This is a genomic window from Komagataeibacter nataicola (assembly GCF_003207795.1).
Taxonomy (GTDB): Bacteria; Pseudomonadota; Alphaproteobacteria; order Acetobacterales; family Acetobacteraceae; genus Komagataeibacter; species Komagataeibacter nataicola.
In genome coordinates this window covers 1-20,989 of sequence record NZ_NIRT01000004.1, presented here as the reverse complement: position 1 = coordinate 20,989, position 20,989 = coordinate 1, and the positions used below count along the sequence as shown (strand labels likewise).

Here is a 20,989-nt window from a genome sequence, read left to right as displayed (position 1 = left end):
GCCGCCGCTCAGTCCTGTCCGGATGTTTTTAGAAGATGGTCCTGCTGCGGTTCCCATACGCCGTAACGTTTCAGGATCGTGCGGATCGTACCGTCTTCATGCATGTCCTGCAGGGCGTGGTTTATCACGGCGAGCAGGTCGGTGCAGGCCGGCCGCACCACCACCCCTTCGCTCCCCAGCCTGTAGGGGGCGGCGGCCTGCGCGCTGGCCCATTTCGGCTTGGGTGTATAGAAAATCGGCCCGCCTACCGTGCGCAGCCCAGCAAAATGCGCCTGCTGCGCATGCAGCGTGCCCTGGTCGACCACGACCGCATCGATCTGCCTGTTGTGCAGCGCGAGGAAGGGGTCGCCAAACGTATCGTAATCCGCGACCGCAGCACCCATCCCCTGTTCCACAAGGCGGTGGGCCGTGGCGGAATCGTTGGTGCCCAGCACGGAACCGATTGTCTTGCCCTTCAGGTCCGCAAGGGAATGGATGGGCGAATCCTGCGGCACGATCACGTAATCGTAGAGCATGAAATAAGGGATGGAAAAGCGCACATGCCCCATCACCTCACGCTCCTGGGTGATATGGACATCCGACAGCACGATATCCCACCGCCTGGCCTTGAGGCCCGGCACGATGGTTGACCATTCCGTAATGACAAACTCCGAGCGGGGCAGCCCCATGCGGCGTGTCAGTTCGGTCAGGAGGTCGGCATCAATACCATGATAGACACCATCATGGTCCTGCCACAGGGAGGGATGCGCGCCAAGCAGCCCGTTACCCACCCGCATGACCCCTGCCTTGCGGATATCATCCAGACATCCCGCCCGGGCACCTGCCGGCACGCCAGCCGCCAGGAGGCCCAACACAAGCAGGAGGGGCGCCCTCACGCCGGGTCCGTATAAAGGACGGGAAAGTCGGGCCCAGCCAGCGGGTCACCATCCTTCAGGGCAAGATGCGCGAAAGGTGGCGAGCCTTTTCCCCCGCGTGAGGCGAAGACCGCATCATCCCCCACCAGCCGCGCCGAGAAAACGCGCCGCCGGTTGACCGAGCCCGTGGTCGCCGCGGCGCCATGAACGGTGCCAAAGTCAAACGCCACGGCATCACCCGGCTCCATGTCCCAGCTCAGGATAGGATAGTCCCCGCGCGCCGAATCGATATCGGGCATGGGCGGGCTGTCATCAACCGCGTAAAGGGGCGTACCATCAAAGCGCATGGGCCTGTGGTCATACCCCCACCTGTGGGAGCCGGCCACGCATTCCAGCGCACTGGCGGCGGGCACCGGGTCAAGCGGAATCCAGAAACTTACGGTCTGGGGGCCGCGGGCGCAGTAATAGGGGCGGTCCTGATGCCATGGGGTGACAAGCGACGTGCCCGGCTCCTTGACCAGGACATGGTCATGAAAAAAACGCACCTCATGCGCGCCCAGCAGTTCACACGCGATCTGGCCGAGGGGAGAATGCTCGACAAAATCGCGGAATTCAGGGATACGCTGCCAGTTGCATAGATCCTGAAAAAAGGGGGCTGAGCCATCAGGCTGGTAGGAACGTTCAAGGGGGCTGGGGTCCGCCATCAGGCGATCAACGCCAGCGCGCAGTGCCTCGACCCACGGGGCGAATACGCCACGCAGCACGACCGCGCCATTCTCGTGAAAATCCGCCGCCTGTCCGGTCGGGGGAATCATTGATACTGCCTGGTTCATTTTCTGGCCGTTCCCGATATGAGCGACAATGCAACGATGTTATGTTGTCTGTACAAGAAGCGTCAATACTGATACGAAATAAAAAAAGGCGTCTGATCCTAAAAATTTAGCGAAATAAGACTGCTTCATCAAAAACTTATCCAAGGCCAGCCCCGCCACGCATCCAATTAAATTTCGCTCGACCAACGAAATCTTATATGATTGTATATACATGAACGAACAGGAGATCAGGTCATGTCCGCCAAGCCCGCTTCCACAGCAAAGGTCAATGGCCCTGCATGCCGGCCGGAAGTCGCGCAGCTTGCACCCTATAATGCGGGCCTGAGCACGGAAGCCGTCCGGAGCCGTTACGGTGCAGAAACCATTACCAAGCTGGGCAGCAACGAAAACCCTTACGGCCCCGCTCCCGCCGTGGCTGCGGCCCTGCAGGGGCTTGTCAAACAGGTTGCGCTCTACCCCGAGGCCGACCAGAAGCTGAAGGCCGCCCTCGCGGCAAGGCTGCACGAACCCGCCTCATGCATCCTGCTTGGCAACGGCTCCGAGCAGATCATCCGCATGATCGCGGAAACATATATCAATCCCGGTGACCGCGTCGTTACCGTGGTGCCTTCTTTCGGCCTGCATATCATCACGGCCGAGGCCATGGGGGGGCAGGTTGACGCAATACCCATGACACCCGCATGCACCTTCGACCTGCCCGCTCTGATGAAGGCGGTCTCCACCCCGCTCAAGGTGCTGATCTTCGCCAACCCGTCCAACCCGGTGGGCTGCATGATGAAGGCGGATGACATGCGCGCGCTGTTCGCCGCCTGCCCGCCCGACTGCCTGATCGTGGTGGATGAAGCCTATTATGAGTATGCGCGCTTCGACGCCACCTACCCCGATGCCCGCACCATCCTGCGCGAGCAGGAAAGGCCGTGGCTGGTGCTGCGCACCTTCTCCAAGGCATACGGGCTTGCCGGGCTGCGGATCGGCTACGCCATCGGGTCGGACCCCGCGATCATCGATTCGCTCGGCCGAATCCGCGATCCGTTCAATACCAACATCGCCGCACAGCTTGCCGCCCTTGGCGCACTCGAAGGGCTGGAGCACATGGACCACAGCACGGGCCGCACGGTTGAGGCGCGTGAAAAACTGCGGGGCGAGATGGAGCGGATGGGGCTGACGGTTGCGCCCTCCTATGGCAATTTCCTGTTCTTCCGGACAGATCGTCCGTCGGGGGATATCGCCGAAGCCCTGCTGCATCACGGCGTGATCGTAAAACCATGGAAGGAGGCGGGCTATACGCACTGGCTGCGCGTCAGCGTGGGCCTGCCCGATGAGAACGCCCGCTTCCTTGCAGCCCTGCAGGCGATACTGCACCCTGCCCCTGCCGACAGCACCGTTGGAGAATGCGTGAAATGACGACAGCCGACAGGATTGAACAGGCGATTGCCGAACTGCTCCCCCATTTTGGCGATCGCCTGTCACGCAGCCAGTCGGTCTGCGAGCACCATGGCCACGGCGAGGGCTATCACGCCCAGCATGCGCCCCAGGCTGTCATCTTTGCCGAAACCACGGAGGACGTGGCCCACGCGCTGCGCGTCTGCAACACCCACCGCGCGCCCGTCATACCCTTTGGGGCAGGCACGTCGCTTGAGGGGCAGGTCAACGCCATCGAAGGTGGGATCTCCATAGACCTGTCACGCATGACCGGCCTGCTGGAACTCAATACAGGCGACATGGACTGCCGGGTGCAGGCGGGCATCACGCGGCAGGATCTCAACCTGCTGCTGCGTGATGAAGGGCTGTTCTTTCCCGTTGATCCGGGTGGGGAGGCAACCATTGGCGGCATGTGCGCCACGCGCGCATCAGGCACGGGAGCCGTGCGTTATGGCACGATCCGTGAAAACGTGCTGGGCCTGACCGTGGTGCTGGCTGACGGGCGCATCATGCGCGTGGGCCGCCGGGTGCGTAAATCTGCCATGGGCTATGACCTGACGCACCTCATGATCGGCTCGGAAGGCACGCTGGGCATCATTACGGAGGTGCAGCTACGCCTGCATGGCATACCCGAGACCATGGCTGCCGCCGTGTGCCAGTTCGAGACACTGGCCGACTGCGTGGAAACAGCCGTGCAGGTCATGCAGATGAGCGTGCCGATCGGGCGCATGGAGCTTCTTGATGACGTGCAGATGGATGCCTGCATCCGCTACGCCAAACTGGAGGGCTACCGCCCCATCCCCACCATGTTCTTTGAATTCGAGGGCGGCCCGGAAGCGGTTCGTGAACAGATCGCGACAGTCGAGGCCATTGCCGACGACAATAACGGCTCGGCCTTTACATGGAGCACCCAGGCGCAGGAACGCGCGGCATTGTGGAAGACACGCCATGCCGTATTCTGGGCCTGCCTGGCATACCGGCCGGGATATACCGGCATCTCGACCGATGCGATCGTGCCCATTTCCGCCCTGACCGACATGATCCTGGGCGCCAAGCATGATATCGAGGAATCCGGCATTACCGCCCCGATCGTGGGCCATATCGGTGATGGCAATTTCCATACCGTCATGCTTGTGCCGCCCGATGAGGCGGAAGTGGAAAAAGCCCGCGTGCTGGACCACAAGATCATCGCCCGCGCGCTTTCGCTAGGCGGGTCAGCGAGTGGCGAGCACGGCGTGGGCCTGGCCAAGATCGGGTTCATGCCCGCCGAGCATGATGCGGTGGCGCTGGATGTCATGCGCACGATCAAGCTCGCGCTTGACCCGAACAATATCCTCAACCCGGGCAAGCTGCTTCCACCCCCTGCCCCGCCATGCTGAACATCGCCACACTCGATGCCTTTGCATCGCGGCCATGGCGCAACGGGCGGGGCACCACGCGCGAAATCATGGCGCATGACGTCCATGCGCCCACCTCGGCGCATTTGTGGCGCGTGAGCGTGGCGAGCATCGTGGGCGATGGTCCTTTTTCACTGTTTCCCGGCCTTGTGCGCCAGCTGGGGCTTGCCTCCCCCGGCAGGCTGACACTGACCGGAATCGCACCGGGCGGCACGACCCTTGACCGCCCGGGCGACATCATCCGTTTTGACGGCGCCCTCGCAGTAGGGGCGTCATGCCATGGGCAGGCCGTACAGGCCTTCAATCTCATGGCAGCACCTGCGGTGCCCGCACGGCTGGAACGCTTTCAGGCCCCATTCCGCCTGGAACATGCCCATACGGTCGCCCTCCTTCCCCTTCAGGGTGAATGGCGGATTGCAGGCTGCGCTAGCACGCTGCCGACAGGCATGATTGCATGGGGGCACACCACCGGCACGACCAATGTCGCGCCCGTTGCCCCTGCCCTGCCCGCCTGTCTGCTCGCTGTCATCATTTCAACATCCCAAACTGAGAAAGTCATGTCATGAGTGAGCCTGCCGGTCTTCCCATCATTGATCTCGGTCCCGCACGGCAAGGTGACTACGCAACAACCGGTGCCCTGATCAGCCATGCCTTCACGACATCGGGGTTCTGCTACATCCGCAACCACGGCGTGCCCGATGCAACCATCGACCGCCTGCGGGCAGAGGCGCTGGATTTCTTCCATGCCCCCATGGAAGAAAAACTGACCTGCAAGCCCAAGGAAGCGGTGCGCGGCTTCAACGCCCTCAACCGCACGACCATGTACGGCGCGGAACAGCCTGATTATAAGGAGTTCTTCCAGATCGGGCTGGAACTCCCGGCCGATGATCCCGCCGTGCTGGCTGGCCAGCCCCTGCGTGGCCCCAACCAGTGGCCAGCCAACCGCCCCGCTTTCCGCGAGGCGATGATGGACTACTTCAACGCCATCGGTGCCTGCGGGCAGGTGCTGCTGCGCGCCGTTGCCCATTCGCTTGGCATCGCGCCGGATTTCTTCGTGGGGAAATATGACCGCCCGCTGCAACGCACGCAGGCCATCTGGTACCCGCCGCACCCGGCCGAACGCGAGAAAGACCAGTTTGGCGTGGCCCCCCATACCGATTATGGCTGCATCACCCTGCTATGGCAGGACCAGACCGGCGGCCTTGATGTCATGGGTGCGGATGGCAACTGGATTCCAGCCCCGCCCATTCCCGGCACGCTGGTCATCAACATTGGCGATCTGCTGTGCCGCTGGTCCAACCAGCGCTACAACTCCAACATGCACCGGGTGACGAACCGCTCAGGCAAGGAACGCCTGTCCATCGCAACCTTCTACGACCCGGATTACGACGCCATTGTCGACCCGTGTGACCTGAACCTGCCTGCAGGCACGCAGCCGCTTTTCAAGCCGGTTTCCGCCGGTGACTACATCATGGGCCGCATCCGCGATTCCCAGAAACCCCGCACCACTACAGCCTGACCGACACAGCCCCGCCGTGACCCGGCGGGGCTGTCATCTGGCTTATGCCCCTATCCAGAGGCGGCACAAAGGCCCGGGTTGGCGCCTTTTCATAAAGGCGGCGCAGCCAGAAGCGTTCTGAAAGAAGCTTCAGCAGAAACCTTTGGGCAGTTTCGGAATATTTTTCAGGATCAGCTGTTCGGGCAGTCTGCTGATGAGCGGTCCGTCAGAACCGCCACAGCGCCTTCTGGCCCGCTGCACGCACGGCCGCGATGTCACACAGCCCGGCAAGGGCCATGACATCACGCGTTTCCTGTGCAAGCGCATCAAGGGCAGCCGCCACGCCGGGCGCGCCCCCCGCGGCAAGCCCCCATGCCCAGGGGCGACCGATGGACACCGCATGCGCGCCGAGCGCCAGCGCCGTGACCACATCCGCACCACGGCGGATGCCGCTATCAAGCATGATGTCCAGCCGCTCGCCCACCGCGGCCGCAATGCCGGGCAGCACGTCAAGGGTTGCGGGAGCCGGATCCATCTGGCGGCCGCCATGGTTGGACACCACAATGCCATCCGCCCCGGCATCTGCCGCACGCACGGCATCTTCGGGGCACATCACGCCCTTGACCACCAGGGTGCCGCGCCAGGTTTCACGCAGCCATGCCAGATCATCCCAATCCAGCGTGGGATCAATCTTGGCGGCCACGTCACGCGCCTGCCCCATTACGTTGCGGACGGTTGTATAGGCATTAATATTGCCCACCACGGGCATGCCGCTACGCAACAGGCCCGCAACCCAGGCCGGATGGTTCAGCAGGCCCGCCACCTGCAATACGGTAGGGCGGGAAAGATGACGGAAGCCATTGCGCACATCACGCTCACGCACGGGGGTGATGGCTGTGTCAACGGTCAGGATAATGCCGGTTATGCCACATGCCTCCGCGCGGGCCAGCATGTCGCGTGTCAGGGCGCGGTCACGCAGCACATAAATCTGCGCCATGACATCAGCGCCCGTCGCGGCAACTTTTTCCATGGGAGCCATGGCAAAGGTGGAAATGGCCATTCCCACGCCGCGGCTGCGCGCCGCATGGGCAGCGCCGCGCTCGCCATGATGATGGAACATGCCTGCGAACCCGACCGGAGCGAGAAAGACCGGCAGCTTCCATGTCCGGCCAAAGCAGCGCGTGGTCAGGTCAATGCCTGACACATCATGCAGGGCACGGGGCACGACGCCCCATTGGGCAAAACTGTTGCGGTTGCGGGCCATGGTGCGTTCACCATGGGCACCGCCATCAATATAATCGGCCAATAGCCGGGGAAGACGACGGCGCGCCTTCCGCGCAGCAGCGATGAACGCGCCGTCGTCCACCATCAGGCAGCCTCGACCGTGGGCAGGGACAGGGCACCCGCCACCGCGGCATTCAGCTTGCCGGCGGCGATCAGTGCATTGGCCTTTTCCATATCGGGGGTGAACAGCCGGTCCTGCGCGAAGAAGGACACCTGCTCACGCAGCGCGGCGGCGGCCTGCGCCAGCGGCTGCGAGGAGGTCAGCGGTGCAAGGAAGTCAAGCCCCTGCACGGCCGCCAGATATTCAATGCCAAGGATGGTACGCACGTTGTCATTAATATCAGTTACGCGGCGGGCTGCAAACGTCGCCATGGAAACGTGATCTTCCTGGTTGGCGGAGGTCGGCAGGCTGTCCACGCTGGCGGGATGGGCCAGTGTCTTGTTTTCAGACGCCAGAGCCGCTGCCGTGACCTGCGCGATCATGAAGCCCGAGTTCACGCCACTGTCATTGACCAGGAAGGGCGGCAGACCGCTCATGCCCGGGTCAACCAGCAGTGCGAGACGACGCTCGGCGATGGCGCCGATTTCCGATACCGCGATCGCCATGAGATCGGCCGCGATGGCAACCGGCTCGGCATGGAAGTTACCGCCCGAGATCATCTCATCCGTATCGGGGAAATGAATGGGATTATCGGAAACCGCATTGGCCTCGATCAGCAGGACGCGGGCAGCATGGCGCAGGCTGTCCAGCGCCGCACCCATGACCTGCGGCTGGCAGCGCAGGCAGTACGGGTCCTGCACGCGCTCATCATCAACCTCATGGGAGGAACGGATGGCCGAACCCTCCATCAGCTTGCGATAGACCGCCGCACATTCGATCTGCCCCTGCTGGCCACGCAGCGTGTGCAGGCGCGGATCGAACGGCGCATCCGTGCCACGCGCGGCATCAAGCGTGAGCGAGCCGGTCACAAGAGCCGCCTGGAACAGCCGCTCGGCATCGAACAGGGCAATAATGGCCAGTGATGTGGATACCTGCGTGCCGTTGAGCAGTGCAAGCCCTTCCTTGGGGCCAAGGACAACCGGCTCGAGGCCGGCAGCCTTCATCGCCTGGGCGCCCGGCAGGCGCTCGCCCTTGTAAAAGGCCTCGCCCTCACCGATCAGAACCGCGGTCATGTGCGCCAGCGGGGCCAGATCGCCCGATGCGCCAACCGATCCCTTTTCGGGGATGACCGGAATGAGGCCCTTGGCGAGCATGTCGAGCAGAAGCTGCACAACCTCGGGCCGCACGCCCGAAAAACCACGCCCGAGCCCATTGGCCTTGAGCAGCATGATCAGGCGCACCACACGCTCGGGCAGCGGCTTGCCAATGCCAGCCGCATGGCTGAGGACGAGGTTGCGCTGGAGATCACGCAGCCGGTCATCGGGGATACGGGTTTTGGCCAGCTTGCCAAAACCGGTATTGACACCATACACCGCAGCGCCCCCGGCCACGATCCGCTCGACCGAACGCGCGGCCGCCGCCAGGGTGGCCTGCGCCTCAGGGCTCAGGGAGACGTCCATCCCCTCGAACACGAAGCGGCGCAGGGTAGCCAGATCAAGCTGACCGGGATGAAGAACGAGATTTTCTGACATCTGAAATCAGCCTTTTTTGATCATGGGCAGGTCAAGCCCTTTTTCGTGGGCGCAATCGACCGCGATGTCGTAACCCGCATCCGCATGGCGCATCACGCCCGTTGCCGGGTCGTTCCACAGCACACGCTCAAGGCGCTTTGCGGCGTCATCCGTGCCATCAGCCACGATCACCATGCCTGAATGCTGGGAGAAGCCCATGCCCACACCACCGCCATGGTGCAGCGAAACCCATGTCGCACCCGATGCGGTGTTGAGCAGCGCGTTCAGCAGCGGCCAGTCAGACACGGCATCCGAGCCATCACGCATGGCTTCCGTCTCGCGGTTGGGGCTGGCGACGGAGCCACTGTCAAGATGGTCACGGCCAATCACGATCGGCGCCTTGAGTTCACCCTTGGCAACCATTTCATTGAACGCGAGGCCAAGGCGGTGGCGGTCACCCAGCCCGACCCAGCAGATGCGTGAGGGCAGGCCCTGGAAGTGGATCTTCTCACGCGCCATGTCGAGCCAGTTGTGCAGGTGCTTGTCGTCGGGCAGCAGCTCCTTCACCTTGGCGTCGGTCTTGTAGATGTCTTCCGGGTCGCCCGACAGGGCCGCCCAGCGGAACGGGCCGATACCGCGACAGAAGAGCGGGCGGATATAGGCGGGCACGAAACCGGGGAACTCAAAGGCTTCCTCGCAGCCAACCTCAAGCGCCATCTGGCGGATGTTGTTGCCGTAATCGAAGGTGGGAATGCCCAGACGGTGGAAGGCGACCATGGCCTCCACGTGCAGCTTCATGGATTCCTTTGCCGCCTTCTCGACCGCAGCCGGGTCGGTCACGCGCATCTTTGCCGCCTGGTCCAGCGTCCAGCCTGCCGGGAGGTAGCCATTGAGCGGATCATGGGCGGAGGTCTGGTCGGTCACGCCATCGGGGCGGATGCCACGACGCACCAGCTCGGGGAAGACTTCGGCTGCATTGCCAAGCAGGCCCACGGAAACCGGCTTGCCGCTCTTGCAGGCTGCATCAATGATCTCGAGCGCTTCATCAAGCGTTTCGACCTTGCGGTCGAGATAGCCGGTCTGCAGGCGCTTCTCGATACGGCTGGGCTCGCATTCGACCGCCAGCATCGACGCACCGGCCATGACCGCAGCGAGGGGCTGCGCGCCGCTCATGCCGCCGAGGCCGCCGGTCAGGATCCACCGGCCGGTCAGGTCGCCACCATAGTACTGGCGCCCCATCTCGACAAAGGTTTCATACGTTCCCTGAACGATGCCCTGGCTACCGATATAGATCCAGGAACCGGCCGTCATCTGGCCGTACATCATCAGCCCGGCGCGATCGAGTTCGTTGAACTTATCCCAGTTCGCCCAGTGGGGCACGATATTGGAATTGGCGATCAGGACACGGGGGGCGTTCTCATGCGTGCGGAACACACCAACCGGCTTGCCGGACTGCACCAGAAGGGTCTGGTCGGATTCCAGCGTCTTCAGCGTTTCGACAATACGGTCGTAGCACTCCCAGTTACGGGCTGCACGGCCTATGCCACCATAGACAACCAGCTCCGAAGGCTTTTCCGCCACTTCGGGGTCGAGGTTATTCATCAGCATCCGCATAGCAGCTTCAGTCTGCCAGCTTTTTGCCGTGATCTCCGGGCCATGCGCAGCATGGATAATGCGATCATTGGACAGACGGGACGAGGTCGGGCTACTCATGACATCACCTTGAATGTACTTGTATATACATTCGTTTGCCGCAGACCCTCCCCCTTGTCAACATGAAAACGTAATGAAATACCGTTTTAGAACAATGGGGGGAGAAAGATCAGGGCCTGTAGCGACCGACAAAGCTGAAACGGCTGCCGGAATAGGTGAAGATACCTTTCATGACGACTCGCCCCTCGACCCATGTACGCCGCATGAGCTGCAGGCAGGCCTCGGGCTCATCAAGCTCGAGCAGCGTGCAGATATCGAGGCTCGGCGTTACCGCGAACACCACGTGCTCGATCTCCTCGGGGTGGGAAATGCCCGAAAGATGACGGTGCGGATGGGTAAGGGAAAAGTCCTGATCCAGATAGTCAGGCGCAAAATGGGGCGAGACGAAACGCTCCTCGACCTGCAGTGGCGTATCATCTTCATAATGGACGATGATGGAATGGAAGAGCCGCGCACCGGGGCGCTGTTCGAACGCTGTTGCGAGATCACTGTTCGCGCGGATCGTATCGAGCGTGATGATGCGCGTGGTGTGCTCATGCCCGTTGGAGGCGATATCATCTGCAATATCACGCAGTTCCAGCAGTTCCACACGCTGGGCGGGCTCGGCAACGAATGTCCCCACGCCCTGCGCGCGCGTGACCAGCCCTTCGGCTGTGAGTTCGCGCAGGGCGCGGTGGACTGTCATGCGCGAGACACCAAGCAGTTCCACCAGTTCGCTTTCCGACGGGAGTCGATGACCGATTGCCCACTCACCGGTTTCGATCCGCTCGATGATGTAGAGCTTGACCTGCTCGTAACGGGCAGTGGGTTTATCCTTGCTTAAGACCAGTGACACGCAATTACCCCTTATTCAGAAGACGTTAGTCTATACTGGCATAAGGGAGTGAGCGCCATCCAGCGCTGATCGCAACTTTTTATTGCGGACAACCACCAAAAATCCGTGCGCTGGGCCTTACTCCCCCGATCCAGTACGACAGTTCATGCGGGCCGGCGATATCCCATACCACCATGTCGGCGGCCATGCCCGTGCGCAGTTGCCCGACCGTATGCTCCAGCCCCAGCGCCTTTGCTGCGATGTGGGTATGCCCGGCCAGGGCTTCGCCCGGTGTCAGGCGGAAAAGCGTGCAGGCCATGTTCATGACCGCCGTGGGGCTGAGCACGGGCGATGTGCCGGGGTTGCAGTCCGTGGCGAGGCCCATGGGCACGCCATACTTGCGGAACAGGGCCACCGGGGGCTGCTTCGTTTCACGCACAAAATAGAAAGCCCCGGGCAGCAGCATGGCAACCGTGCCTGCATCCGCCATGGCATGCACACTGCTTTCGCTTGCATATTCAACATGATCGGCCGACAGCGCATGCCAGCGCGCCGCAAGCTTGCCCCCGTCAAGATCGGACATCTGGTCGGCATGCAGGCGCACGGGCAGCTTCCAGCGCTGGGCGGCCTCAAAGATACGCTCGACCTCAGCAGGCTGGAAGGCAATGGTTTCACAGAACGCATCGACACTGTCAGCCAGGCCGGCTTCCGCCACGGCAGGCAGCATTTCCGTACACAGGAAGGTGACGTAATCATCCTGCCTGCCCGCGAATTCCGGCGGCAGCGCATGGGCGCCGAGGAAGGTGGTGTGCACCCGCACCGGCAGATGCCTGCCCACCGCGCGCGCCACACGCAGCTGCTTGAGTTCATCTTCCAGCCGCAGCCCGTAGCCGGACTTGATCTCGACCGTGGTCACGCCATTTTCAACAAGGCTGCGCGCACGGCGGAGCGTAAGGCGCAGCAGTTCCTCTTCACTCGCATCACGAGTGGCGCGCACGGTGGACAGGATACCGCCCCCGCGCCGTGCGATCTCCTGATAGGAGACCCCCTGCAGCCGCTCCGCGAACTCGCCGCTCCTGTCACCGCCATAGACCAGGTGCGTATGCGGATCGACCAGGCCTGCCGTCATCCACTGCCCCCTGCACGAAATCACCTCGGTCGCGAGGCGTTCGGGCTCGCCGGGCAGGTCCGCCCGGGGGCCAACCCATACGATCTGCCCATCCCGGGCGGCAATGGCGCCATCAGGAATGACCCCGAAATCATCCCCGCCCGGCAGCCCGGTTCCACTCGCATTGGTTGCCAGATTGACATCGACCCATAACCGATCCCACATGACGCACTCCCATTTCAGCGCTTGACCCTAAACGTATATACATGTCTAGTTTTGAAACCGTTCCAATGCAATGCACTTCAAAACAGGCCCGTCATGTCCTTATCGGTACAGATCCAGACCATTTTTGCCGGGCAGGCTCTCCTGCCCGAGGGGTGGCGTGACAATGTGCGCCTCGGCTTTGATGCCAGTGGCCATTTCACCACGATAGAAGCCGACCAGCAGCCCGCACCGGATGACAGGCGCGTCGATATCGCCCTGCCGCCCATGCCCAGCCTGCATTCCCACGCCTTCCAGCGCGCCATGGCCGGACTGACGGAAACCCGGCTTGATCCGGCCGATTCATTCTGGAGCTGGCGGGAGCAGATGTACCGCCTCGCCGCCGTAATCGACCCCGCGACACTGCGCGCCATCGCCGCACAGCTTTATATGGAAATGCTCAAGGCCGGTTATACGCAGGTTGCCGAGTTCCATTACCTGCACTGCGCACCGGACGGGCAGCCATATGCCCAGCCCGCCGAAATGCCGCTTGCCGTCATTGATGCGGCCCGGCATGCGGGCATTGGCATCACCATGCTGCCTGCCCTGTACCGGCACGCGGGCTTTGGCCGCCCGCTGGCGGCGGAACAGAAGCGCTTTGCCAGTTCACCGGAATTCCTTGCGCGGATCATTACCGATATTACCACCCGCCATGCTGGTGATCCCCTGGTCAATGCAGGTATTGCGCTGCATTCCCTGCGCGCGGCGAGTGGAGATGACATACGCGAAATGCTCGCCCTGATGCCCGGTGACATGCCCGTGCACATTCACATTGCCGAACAGATGAAGGAAGTGGATGACTGCGTTGCCTTCCTTGGGCGCAGGCCGGTTGCCTGGCTGCTTGACGAGATGCCGGTGAATGAACGCTGGTGCCTGGTCCATGCAACGCATATGGACCAGGACGAAACGCTGCGCCTGGCCCGCTCGGGCGCGGTTGCCGGTATCTGCCCCATTACCGAAGCCAATCTGGGCGATGGTTTCTTCCCCTTCATGGATTACGTGGATGCGGGGGGCCGCTTTGGCATCGGCAGTGACAGCAATGTACTGCTTAACGTAGCGGAGGAGCTGCGCACGCTGGAATACGGGCAGCGCCTCATATCGCAAAAACGTTGCCGCGCCCTGCCCTCGGACCAGACCGGGTCGATCGGGGGATACCTCTATGCACAGGCCCTGCGGGGTGGAACGCAGGCCTGCGCGCATGGGGGTGGCCAACTGGCCGTGGGGCAGCGTGCCGATCTGTGCACGCTGGCCGGCTCCGCCCTGTCACTGCCTGACCTGCGGGGCGATACCATTATGGATTCGCTTGTGTTTGCCCGCGCCACCCTGCCTGTGAGCGATGTACTGTGCGGTGGGCAATGGGTCGTGCGCGAAGGGCACCATATTCACGAAGAACGCATTGCAACCGAATTCAGCAAGGCGATTACGACCTTACGTTCCGATCGGAGTTCACTGTCATGACCCCGCCCGTCTTCACGCACACACGCGGCACGGCCCCCGTTCTTGTCACCATTCCGCATGCCGGCACGGCACTCGCGCCCGGCATGGCGGAACGCATGACGCCACGCGGCCGGTTACTGCCAGATACCGACTGGTATATGGAAAAGCTCTACACGTCGGCAGCCGATCTGGGCATCGGGGTCATTCGTGCCAATTATTCCCGCTATGTCATTGACCTCAACCGGGGCGCGGATGATTCCACGCTCTATCCGGGTCGGCCCAAGACCGGCCTCGTGCCGGATCTGGCTTTTGATGGTACCCCGATCTACCACTCCGGCCAAGAACCGGATGAAGCTGAAACGGCCGAACGCCGGATCCGCTACTGGCAGCCCTATCATGATGCGGTGGCGGAAGAACTCGCCCGGCTCAAAGCCCGGTGGGGCTGGGCGATATTGTGGGATGGCCATTCCATCAAGACGGAAATCCCGCGCCTGTTTGAGGGCTGCCTGCCCGACCTGAATTTCGGAACCAACCAGGGAGCTGCCTGCGCGCCGTCGCTCATCAACAGCGTTGTCAGCCTTGCCGCACAGGACACGGATTATTCCCATGTCGTCAATGGGCGGTTCAAGGGTGGCTATACAACACGGCATTATGGGCAGCCCGAACAGGGCATCCATGCCATACAGCTTGAAAAAGCCCAGAGGATCTACCTCGGCCATGAAGATACGCCATGGCCGCTTGATACGGACAAGACCCGCAAGATATCCGCCCTGATCGGCAAATTACTGCAACAGGCAACGGCGTGGCGGCCCGCGTAACCTTTTGCCGCAGCCACGGACAGCCTGCCCTCTGGCGCAATGACCAGCGGGCAGACATGGCCTCCCGCGAGGAACGGGCGCCCCAGCCTGAAGCGATAGCCGACTGGCGCCTTCGCTTCAGGCCATAGGGTTATTTCTTTTTTTCAGCCTGACCGGAGGCTGCCTTTTCTTCCCCCGCCCTCCGCATCGCGGGCATGATCTTGCGGGGCTGCCTGAACCATGTTTCCAGATCATTGGGCGCCATGGGCCTGGCGAACAGATAACCCTGCATGACATCACAGTGCAGGCTTTCCAGAAGCGCGTATTGTGCCTCCGTCTCCACCCCTTCGGTCACGACGGTCATGCCCAGACGGTTACCGATGCCGATAACCGCCGTTGTAACCGCCTGCGCATTCGCATCATGCTCAAGGTTCATAATGAAGCTGCGGTCAATCTTGATTTCCGTCAGCGGCAGGCGGGTCAGCCGCGACAGCGATGAGTAGCCCGTGCCAAAATCATCCATCGACAGGCCAACATTCAGGGCACGAATGGCGTGCAATACATCCATCGTATCCTTGTTTTCATCCATCATCACGCTTTCGGTAATCTCCACCGTCAGCCGTTCCGGGGCAATGCCAAACCGGGTCAGCAGGTTCAAGATCATCTCAGGCAACTGGCGTTTGCGGAAATGACCGGCTGACAGGTTGACCGATACGGCCGGAATCATGACTCCATCGCGGTCCCATGCCACGATCTGGCGGCAGGCTTCTTCCAGGCACCATACGCCGATCGCCTCGATCTGCCCGGTATCCTCCGCAACCGCAATGAAACGGGAGGGAAAAATATTGCCCAGGTGCGGATGATGCCAGCGCGACAGCGCCTCCACACCATATAACGCGCCCGTTTTTGCCTCGATCTGCGGCTGGTAATGCAGGTTGAGCAAGCCCTTCGCCAGGGATTCACGCAAGGCGGAGCCAAGGACAAGCCGGTCCTGTGCCGCGGTATGGTCCTCTGGCGTGGCGACGCGGAAGGTTCCGCGGGCATCTTTCTTGGCCAGGCGCATCGCCGCTTCGGCATGACCGATAAGGGATTCACTGTCCGGCCCATTTTCGGGGAACATGCTGATCCCGACACTGATCGAAGCCGCAATGAAGTTGCCACCAATTTCGATGGGGTCTTCCATGCCCTGGATCAGTCTCTCGGCAAATGCCGTTGCGGGGGCGGCCTGCGTATCGGGCAATATGATGACGAACTCATCCCCCCCGGCGCGGCTGAGAATATAGTGGCTCCGGCACAGGCTCTTGATCCGTGCCGCCACCGCCCTGAGGAAATCATCACCATTGGTGTGCCCGAGGGCATCGTTGATATCGCGGAAGCGGTCGAGGTTGAGCATCAGCACGGCGAAATGATTGTCACCCGGTTTGCCGACAAGATTCCTGAGGATCTTGTGGATGGCGGTCCGGTTGAGGAAGCCGGTCAGCGGGTCATAATTGGCCAGTTGGGAAATATGGTGACGCGCTTCATACTGCTCGATCAGGACACTGCAGAATGGCACGCAGCCCGCCACGATTTTTTGCGGCCAGTCACTGATCGTGCTGGTGTTGCGTGAAAAGAGCGCGAATATGCCCGATATCTTGCCGTTGCAGGCCTTGATCGCGGAGGCCCAGCAACTATGCAGCCCCAGCGAAACCCCCAGCGACCTGTAGCTTTCCCATACAACGGTGGCCGCCTCGTCAAGATCATTGGACAGGGCCATGATGTCCGCATCGGAGAGCGTGACATTTTCGAGCGCTGCGGCATAGCGCCGTGGCAGGCCGGGACCTGACAGGACATGAAGCCGGTGGTCTTCATCAATCAGGACAAGAATGGCGACCGTATTGGGAATGAAATTCTCGACCTCACGACACACGAGATCGGCCACATCCTGGATCTGCATATCGGTCGAAAGGGACTGGAAGACCGTATTCTGCAGGTCCAGCAGTTTCTTGCGATGGTTTTCTTCCGTTACCGCCTTGATGGAGACAAGGTAGTATTTCCTGCCTTTCGGGCCGACCTTGCTTGAAGACAGCGTCAGTTCACCGGTGATGTAGTCTCCGTGCCGGTTCTCAAAGATGATCTCGCGTGTTGTGCCGACAATGGCGTCGATATCCGTCGTGCCGTTACTTGCGTAGCCACCAGGCTCACCGCAGGCAAAATCCGGGACCAGCGTCCGCACGTTTCGGTCACGCACTTCATCGGGCGAATACCCCCAGAGTTTTTCCGCCCCCTTATTGAAAAAGATGACGTTATTCCGGTCGTCAATCACCACGATCGCCTCGGTCGCGTCGTGCAGCAGGCTCAGGGCGGTGTCACCCGATAAGGCCGGCTTTGGGGAGGGCGGGGTAAGGAGCAACTTGTTCATGATGATGGGCCACTGTTCACAATTAAAAAGGCAGGGCGCCTGCCTGCACGGGGTGGAAAAGGCATGTGGAGCGCTCCGGCATCAGGCCAATTGCAGCCCCAGTGTTTCCGGCCGGGCGGGGCGGCCAATCAGGAACCCCTGCCCCGCCACGCAGCCCTCGCCACGGAGCACTTCAAGCTGCCGGGGTGTTTCGATCCCTTCCGCCAGCACGGAAATGTTCATGGTGCGGCCAAGGGCAAGGACCGAACGGACGATAGCGGCGGCATCGGAATTGGTTTCGATCCCCTGCATGAAACTGCCATCAAGCTTGATTCGGTCGAACGGGAAGGAACGCAGCGTGTCAATGGACGAATAACCCGTGCCGAAATCATCAAGTGCAATTGAAACGCCGAGTTCCTTGATCCGGCGTACGATTTCAAGAGCACGCTGCTTGTCATCAATGATTGAAGTTTCCGTTAATTCCAGTTCGAGCCGATCGGGCGAAAGACCCGTGTTTTCAAGTGTCTCCCTGACCAGCCGGTACAGATCAGGATGAAAGAACTGCACCGGAGACAGGTTGACCGCCAGCTTGTACGCACCATCCCACTTCGCGGCCTGTGCGCAGGCGGTCTGCAAAACCCATTCACCCAGCGGGATGATGAGGCCGTTCTCCTCCGCAACAGGAATAAACCGGGCCGGCGGCACGTCTCCCCGGTCGGGGCTGGCCCAGCGCAGCAGGGCCTCGTAGCCAAAGACCTCGCCCGTCGCAATGGCGGTCTGCACCTGATAGTGCAGGCTCAGTTCGCCTTTTTCCATTGCCGCCTTCAGGTCCGCCGCAAGCGCGCGCGCTTCGCGCACCGTTTCATCCATGGCGGGCTCGTAATAGGCCACGGTGCGCAACGGGTCCGCCTTGGCGCGATACATTGCAAGGTCGGCCCGCGTCACGAGTGTTTCCTTGTCGGTCGCATCTTTGGGGAACAGGGCCAGGCCTATGCTTCCGCCGGTTGTAACTTCGTAATCCTCGATCGGGATGGGCAGGTTGATGGCTTCCTCGATGCGGGCGACAAAGGCATTCAGTTCATCGGGGTCGCCCGTCAGGTGCACGGCAGCGAATTCATCCCCGCCCAGACGGGCCACGAACTCGCCTTTCCCCAGCATCTCGCTAAAACGGTTGGCAATGGTGACCAGAACGACATCCCCTGCGGCATGACCGCGCACATCATTGATTTCCTTGAACTTGTTAAGGTCAATGCCAATCAGTGCAAACTGTGTTCCCTGTGCTTTTGCCGCCTCGATCACCTGATCGAGATGATCGCTGAAGCTGACGCGATTGGGGAGCGCTGTCAGGGCATCATGCAACGCCATCTGCCGCATGCGCTCATAAGATTCCGCGCGCGTTGCATCGTCGATCGAAAAACTGTTGCCGCCCGTGGCCACAAGCAGAAGGGTTGTAATGGCCAGCGCAACGCCAAGCACGACAGGGGCATTGCCTGTCGCCACAAGCTCGGCCGACATCATGTGCGTGCGCATGGCGGACACACCGATAAAATGCAGCCCCGCGATCGCCGCGACGAACAGGACCGTCGCCAGGAATTCACGATGCCGGTTTGTGCTACGCAGCAGGCACTGCAGGGACAACGTGCCAAAAGCGATACCCAGCAACAGGGACAAGCCGATTGTTGGCAGGCTCCATGCCATATGCCCGCCGAATTCAACGGCATACATGCCGGAATAATGCATTCCCGCAATAGCCAGTCCGAGCACGGCACCGCCGAGTGCTGGCCCCATCCGGCTCGTGCTGGTGGTGGCGATGACGGTTGCGGCCAGCACGCCCACGGCAGCAATGACAAACGAAAACAGCGTAAGCGGAATATTCAGCAGGCCCGCCACACCTGGCATGTACGCCAGCAGCGCCAGAAAGTGGGTGCACCATATGGTCGTGGCGCCTGCGGCCGCGCATTGCAGATACCATGAATGGTTCTGCCGCCCCGGGGTCGCGGCGATGCGCGCCAAAATGCGGACAGTGATCCATGAACCTGCGATACACACAATCAGGGCGGAAATAAGGAGGGGCATGTTGGAATCCATCATCATTTTAAACAATTGCAACACGGCATTATTCCATTGGGTAGCGCATGGTTAAGTATAGATACCGCCTGCGTGGAGACATAAACTTTCGCCATGCAGTCGGTATTTATTTACATAACTGATATATTATTGATTATTTTTATTATTCTATATTTTAAACTGATCTTTTTTACGATCTATATCATATATCCTTGATATAAATAAATTGTTGTACGTGATCTGCCTATTTCCGATCGCCGATCTAATCCATTTAATACAAATCAATAAAAAGTGATGTGTTATTTATTCGTTACGGTATAATTGATTATGGTTATTCTAAGGGCTTGAATTTTATGGCCCTTATACTGTTACGTAACAAAACAATTATCTATATTGCCTTGATTTCTCGGTATATTTCTTTACGACCGGCTACCTTCTCCGGAGAGGTTGGCAGAAACCATTTTCAAAACAGACAATGCTCATCAAAAAATGTTTCAATATACTTTTGGGGGGCGGTTAGGTTACATATCCTCAGGGTCATACCGATTCACGACATTCCTGAGCGACACGATCCAGCAGATTCGAGCCATCTGGACAAAATGCCCCTCCCCTGTGCTGTGGACAGTGACAAAGACCGTTGCCTTGAAGTGATACCGACAGGATGGCTGTAAGGCTACAGTCAACCTTATCTGCACCAGTTTGGCCGACTGAAGTCCATATTTATGATATATTGATATATTGATATATTTTACTTCATATATTTCTAAAATATTTGGGGCTGGCATAGGTAAGCATTGTTTGCGACGGTTCACGCGGGCAGTTTAGCCCATTGAGTGAGGATTTTCAGGAGTTTTGCAGGTGAGCGGATGTTGAAGCGCCACTCGCACTCGGCCAGGAAGAGATGGAAGTCTTTACGTGGTATTCCATTGTATCGCCGCAGATGCCGCTTCGCCTGGCTCCAGAAATTCTCGATGCCGTTGATATGGTTTCTGCCCAGGGCAAGATGCCTGCTGTGATCTATGCGTTCGTGATGGAATTCCGAGACATCCAGCTTGTCGTAAGCGTGCCAGGAATCGCTGTAAACAATTGAATCGGGCTGTACTTTCTTTCGAATGATCGACATCAGTGTCTGATGTCTGGCATTGGGGATCATGACGGCATGGACACGGCCATGCCGTTTCAGCAGGCCGAAGACGGCCACTTTCCCGGCAGCGCCCCGACCTCGTTTTCCTTTGCGATGCCCACCGAAATAGCTCTCATCGACTTCGATTTCCCCCGAGACCGGCGCCTCATGAGCAATCTGTTCTGCGATGATCTCTCGTAATTTCCGGTAATACAGGGTCGCTGTATTACGATTGACGCCTACAAGTTCGGCGGCGCTCCGGGCGGCCGTACCCGCAACAAAGTGCTCTAGCAGCCTGTCGGGTTGGGGTACCCTGTGAAGGGGTAAGGCTGTAGAGTGTCGCGATGAGCCGCTTCATCCCGTTTGACCGATCCCAGCCGTATCTTCTGC

At 60.4% G+C, this 20,989-nt stretch carries 16 protein-coding genes; 6 read left to right on the top strand and 10 right to left on the bottom strand.

Features of this window, described 5'->3' with window-relative positions:
* Positions 1 to 8 precede the first annotated feature (8 nt).
* Positions 9 to 875 (bottom strand): substrate-binding periplasmic protein, encoded by an 867-nt coding sequence (locus tag CDI09_RS03350; protein WP_205836630.1) that lies wholly within the window; start codon positions 873 to 875, stop codon positions 9 to 11.
* Positions 872 to 1,687: a phytanoyl-CoA dioxygenase family protein gene (locus CDI09_RS03345; protein ID WP_078527428.1), complete on the bottom strand. Its 816-nt coding sequence runs from the start codon at positions 1,685 to 1,687 to the stop codon at positions 872 to 874. The genes CDI09_RS03350 and CDI09_RS03345 overlap by 4 nt, the downstream gene beginning before the upstream one ends.
* A gap of 234 nt (positions 1,688 to 1,921) precedes the next feature.
* Here CDI09_RS03345 and hisC point away from each other — a divergent pair, with 234 nt between their 5' ends.
* The 4 genes from hisC to CDI09_RS03325 are packed head-to-tail and all read left to right on the top strand — an operon-like array spanning position 1,922 to position 6,025.
* Positions 1,922 to 3,091: a histidinol-phosphate transaminase gene (hisC, locus tag CDI09_RS03340; RefSeq protein WP_078527426.1), complete on the top strand. Its 1,170-nt coding sequence runs from the start codon at positions 1,922 to 1,924 to the stop codon at positions 3,089 to 3,091.
* Complete coding sequence (locus CDI09_RS03335; protein WP_078527424.1) at positions 3,088 to 4,488, top strand: FAD-binding oxidoreductase; 1,401 nt, start codon at positions 3,088 to 3,090, stop codon at positions 4,486 to 4,488. Before hisC ends, CDI09_RS03335 begins: the two co-directional genes overlap by 4 nt.
* Positions 4,482 to 5,072 carry a HutD/Ves family protein gene (locus tag CDI09_RS03330; RefSeq protein ID WP_078527422.1) on the top strand — a complete coding sequence of 197 codons (591 nt, stop codon included), beginning with the start codon at positions 4,482 to 4,484 and terminating at the stop codon, positions 5,070 to 5,072. Before CDI09_RS03335 ends, CDI09_RS03330 begins: the two co-directional genes overlap by 7 nt.
* On the top strand, positions 5,069 to 6,025 hold the full coding sequence (locus CDI09_RS03325) for an isopenicillin N synthase family dioxygenase (RefSeq protein ID WP_078527418.1): 957 nt from the start codon (positions 5,069 to 5,071) through the stop codon (positions 6,023 to 6,025). Before CDI09_RS03330 ends, CDI09_RS03325 begins: the two co-directional genes overlap by 4 nt.
* Positions 6,026 to 6,230: 205 nt before the next feature.
* On the opposite strand, the gene CDI09_RS03320 is transcribed toward CDI09_RS03325, so the two are convergent.
* From CDI09_RS03320 to hutI, 5 genes are all read right to left on the bottom strand, one after another.
* Positions 6,231 to 7,373, bottom strand: coding sequence for an alpha-hydroxy acid oxidase (locus tag CDI09_RS03320; RefSeq protein WP_078527416.1), 1,143 nt, complete (start codon positions 7,371 to 7,373; stop codon positions 6,231 to 6,233).
* Positions 7,373 to 8,920: a histidine ammonia-lyase gene (gene hutH, locus CDI09_RS03315; RefSeq protein ID WP_078527414.1), complete on the bottom strand. Its 1,548-nt coding sequence runs from the start codon at positions 8,918 to 8,920 to the stop codon at positions 7,373 to 7,375. The genes CDI09_RS03320 and hutH overlap by 1 nt, the downstream gene beginning before the upstream one ends.
* Positions 8,921 to 8,926: 6 nt before the next feature.
* Positions 8,927 to 10,612, bottom strand: coding sequence for a urocanate hydratase (gene hutU / locus CDI09_RS03310; RefSeq protein WP_078527412.1), 1,686 nt, complete (start codon positions 10,610 to 10,612; stop codon positions 8,927 to 8,929).
* A gap of 109 nt (positions 10,613 to 10,721) precedes the next feature.
* Positions 10,722 to 11,447 carry a histidine utilization repressor gene (gene hutC, locus CDI09_RS03305; RefSeq protein ID WP_078527411.1) on the bottom strand — a complete coding sequence of 242 codons (726 nt, stop codon included), beginning with the start codon at positions 11,445 to 11,447 and terminating at the stop codon, positions 10,722 to 10,724.
* A gap of 79 nt (positions 11,448 to 11,526) precedes the next feature.
* A complete protein-coding gene (gene hutI / locus CDI09_RS03300) occupies positions 11,527 to 12,759 on the bottom strand; it encodes an imidazolonepropionase (protein WP_078527409.1) in 1,233 nt (410 codons plus the stop codon).
* Between the two features lie 93 nt (positions 12,760 to 12,852).
* Here hutI and CDI09_RS03295 point away from each other — a divergent pair, with 93 nt between their 5' ends.
* Together CDI09_RS03295 and hutG are read left to right on the top strand one after the other, a co-directional pair.
* Positions 12,853 to 14,253: a formimidoylglutamate deiminase gene (locus CDI09_RS03295; RefSeq protein ID WP_078527408.1), complete on the top strand. Its 1,401-nt coding sequence runs from the start codon at positions 12,853 to 12,855 to the stop codon at positions 14,251 to 14,253.
* Positions 14,250 to 15,050 carry an N-formylglutamate deformylase gene (gene hutG / locus CDI09_RS03290; protein WP_078527407.1) on the top strand — a complete coding sequence of 267 codons (801 nt, stop codon included), beginning with the start codon at positions 14,250 to 14,252 and terminating at the stop codon, positions 15,048 to 15,050. The genes CDI09_RS03295 and hutG overlap by 4 nt, the downstream gene beginning before the upstream one ends.
* 130 nt (positions 15,051 to 15,180) lie before the next feature.
* Here the strand turns inward: hutG and CDI09_RS03285 are convergent, their stop codons facing one another.
* From CDI09_RS03285 to CDI09_RS03275, 3 genes are all read right to left on the bottom strand, one after another.
* A complete protein-coding gene (locus tag CDI09_RS03285) occupies positions 15,181 to 17,430 on the bottom strand; it encodes a sensor domain-containing protein (protein ID WP_078527406.1) in 2,250 nt (749 codons plus the stop codon).
* A gap of 81 nt (positions 17,431 to 17,511) precedes the next feature.
* Positions 17,512 to 19,485 (bottom strand): putative bifunctional diguanylate cyclase/phosphodiesterase, encoded by a 1,974-nt coding sequence (locus CDI09_RS03280; RefSeq protein WP_236944530.1) that lies wholly within the window; start codon positions 19,483 to 19,485, stop codon positions 17,512 to 17,514.
* A 799-nt stretch (positions 19,486 to 20,284) separates the two neighbouring features.
* Positions 20,285 to 20,893 (bottom strand): IS1595 family transposase, encoded by a 609-nt coding sequence (locus CDI09_RS03275; protein WP_078527402.1) that lies wholly within the window; start codon positions 20,891 to 20,893, stop codon positions 20,285 to 20,287.
* Positions 20,894 to 20,989: the final 96 nt, after the last annotated feature.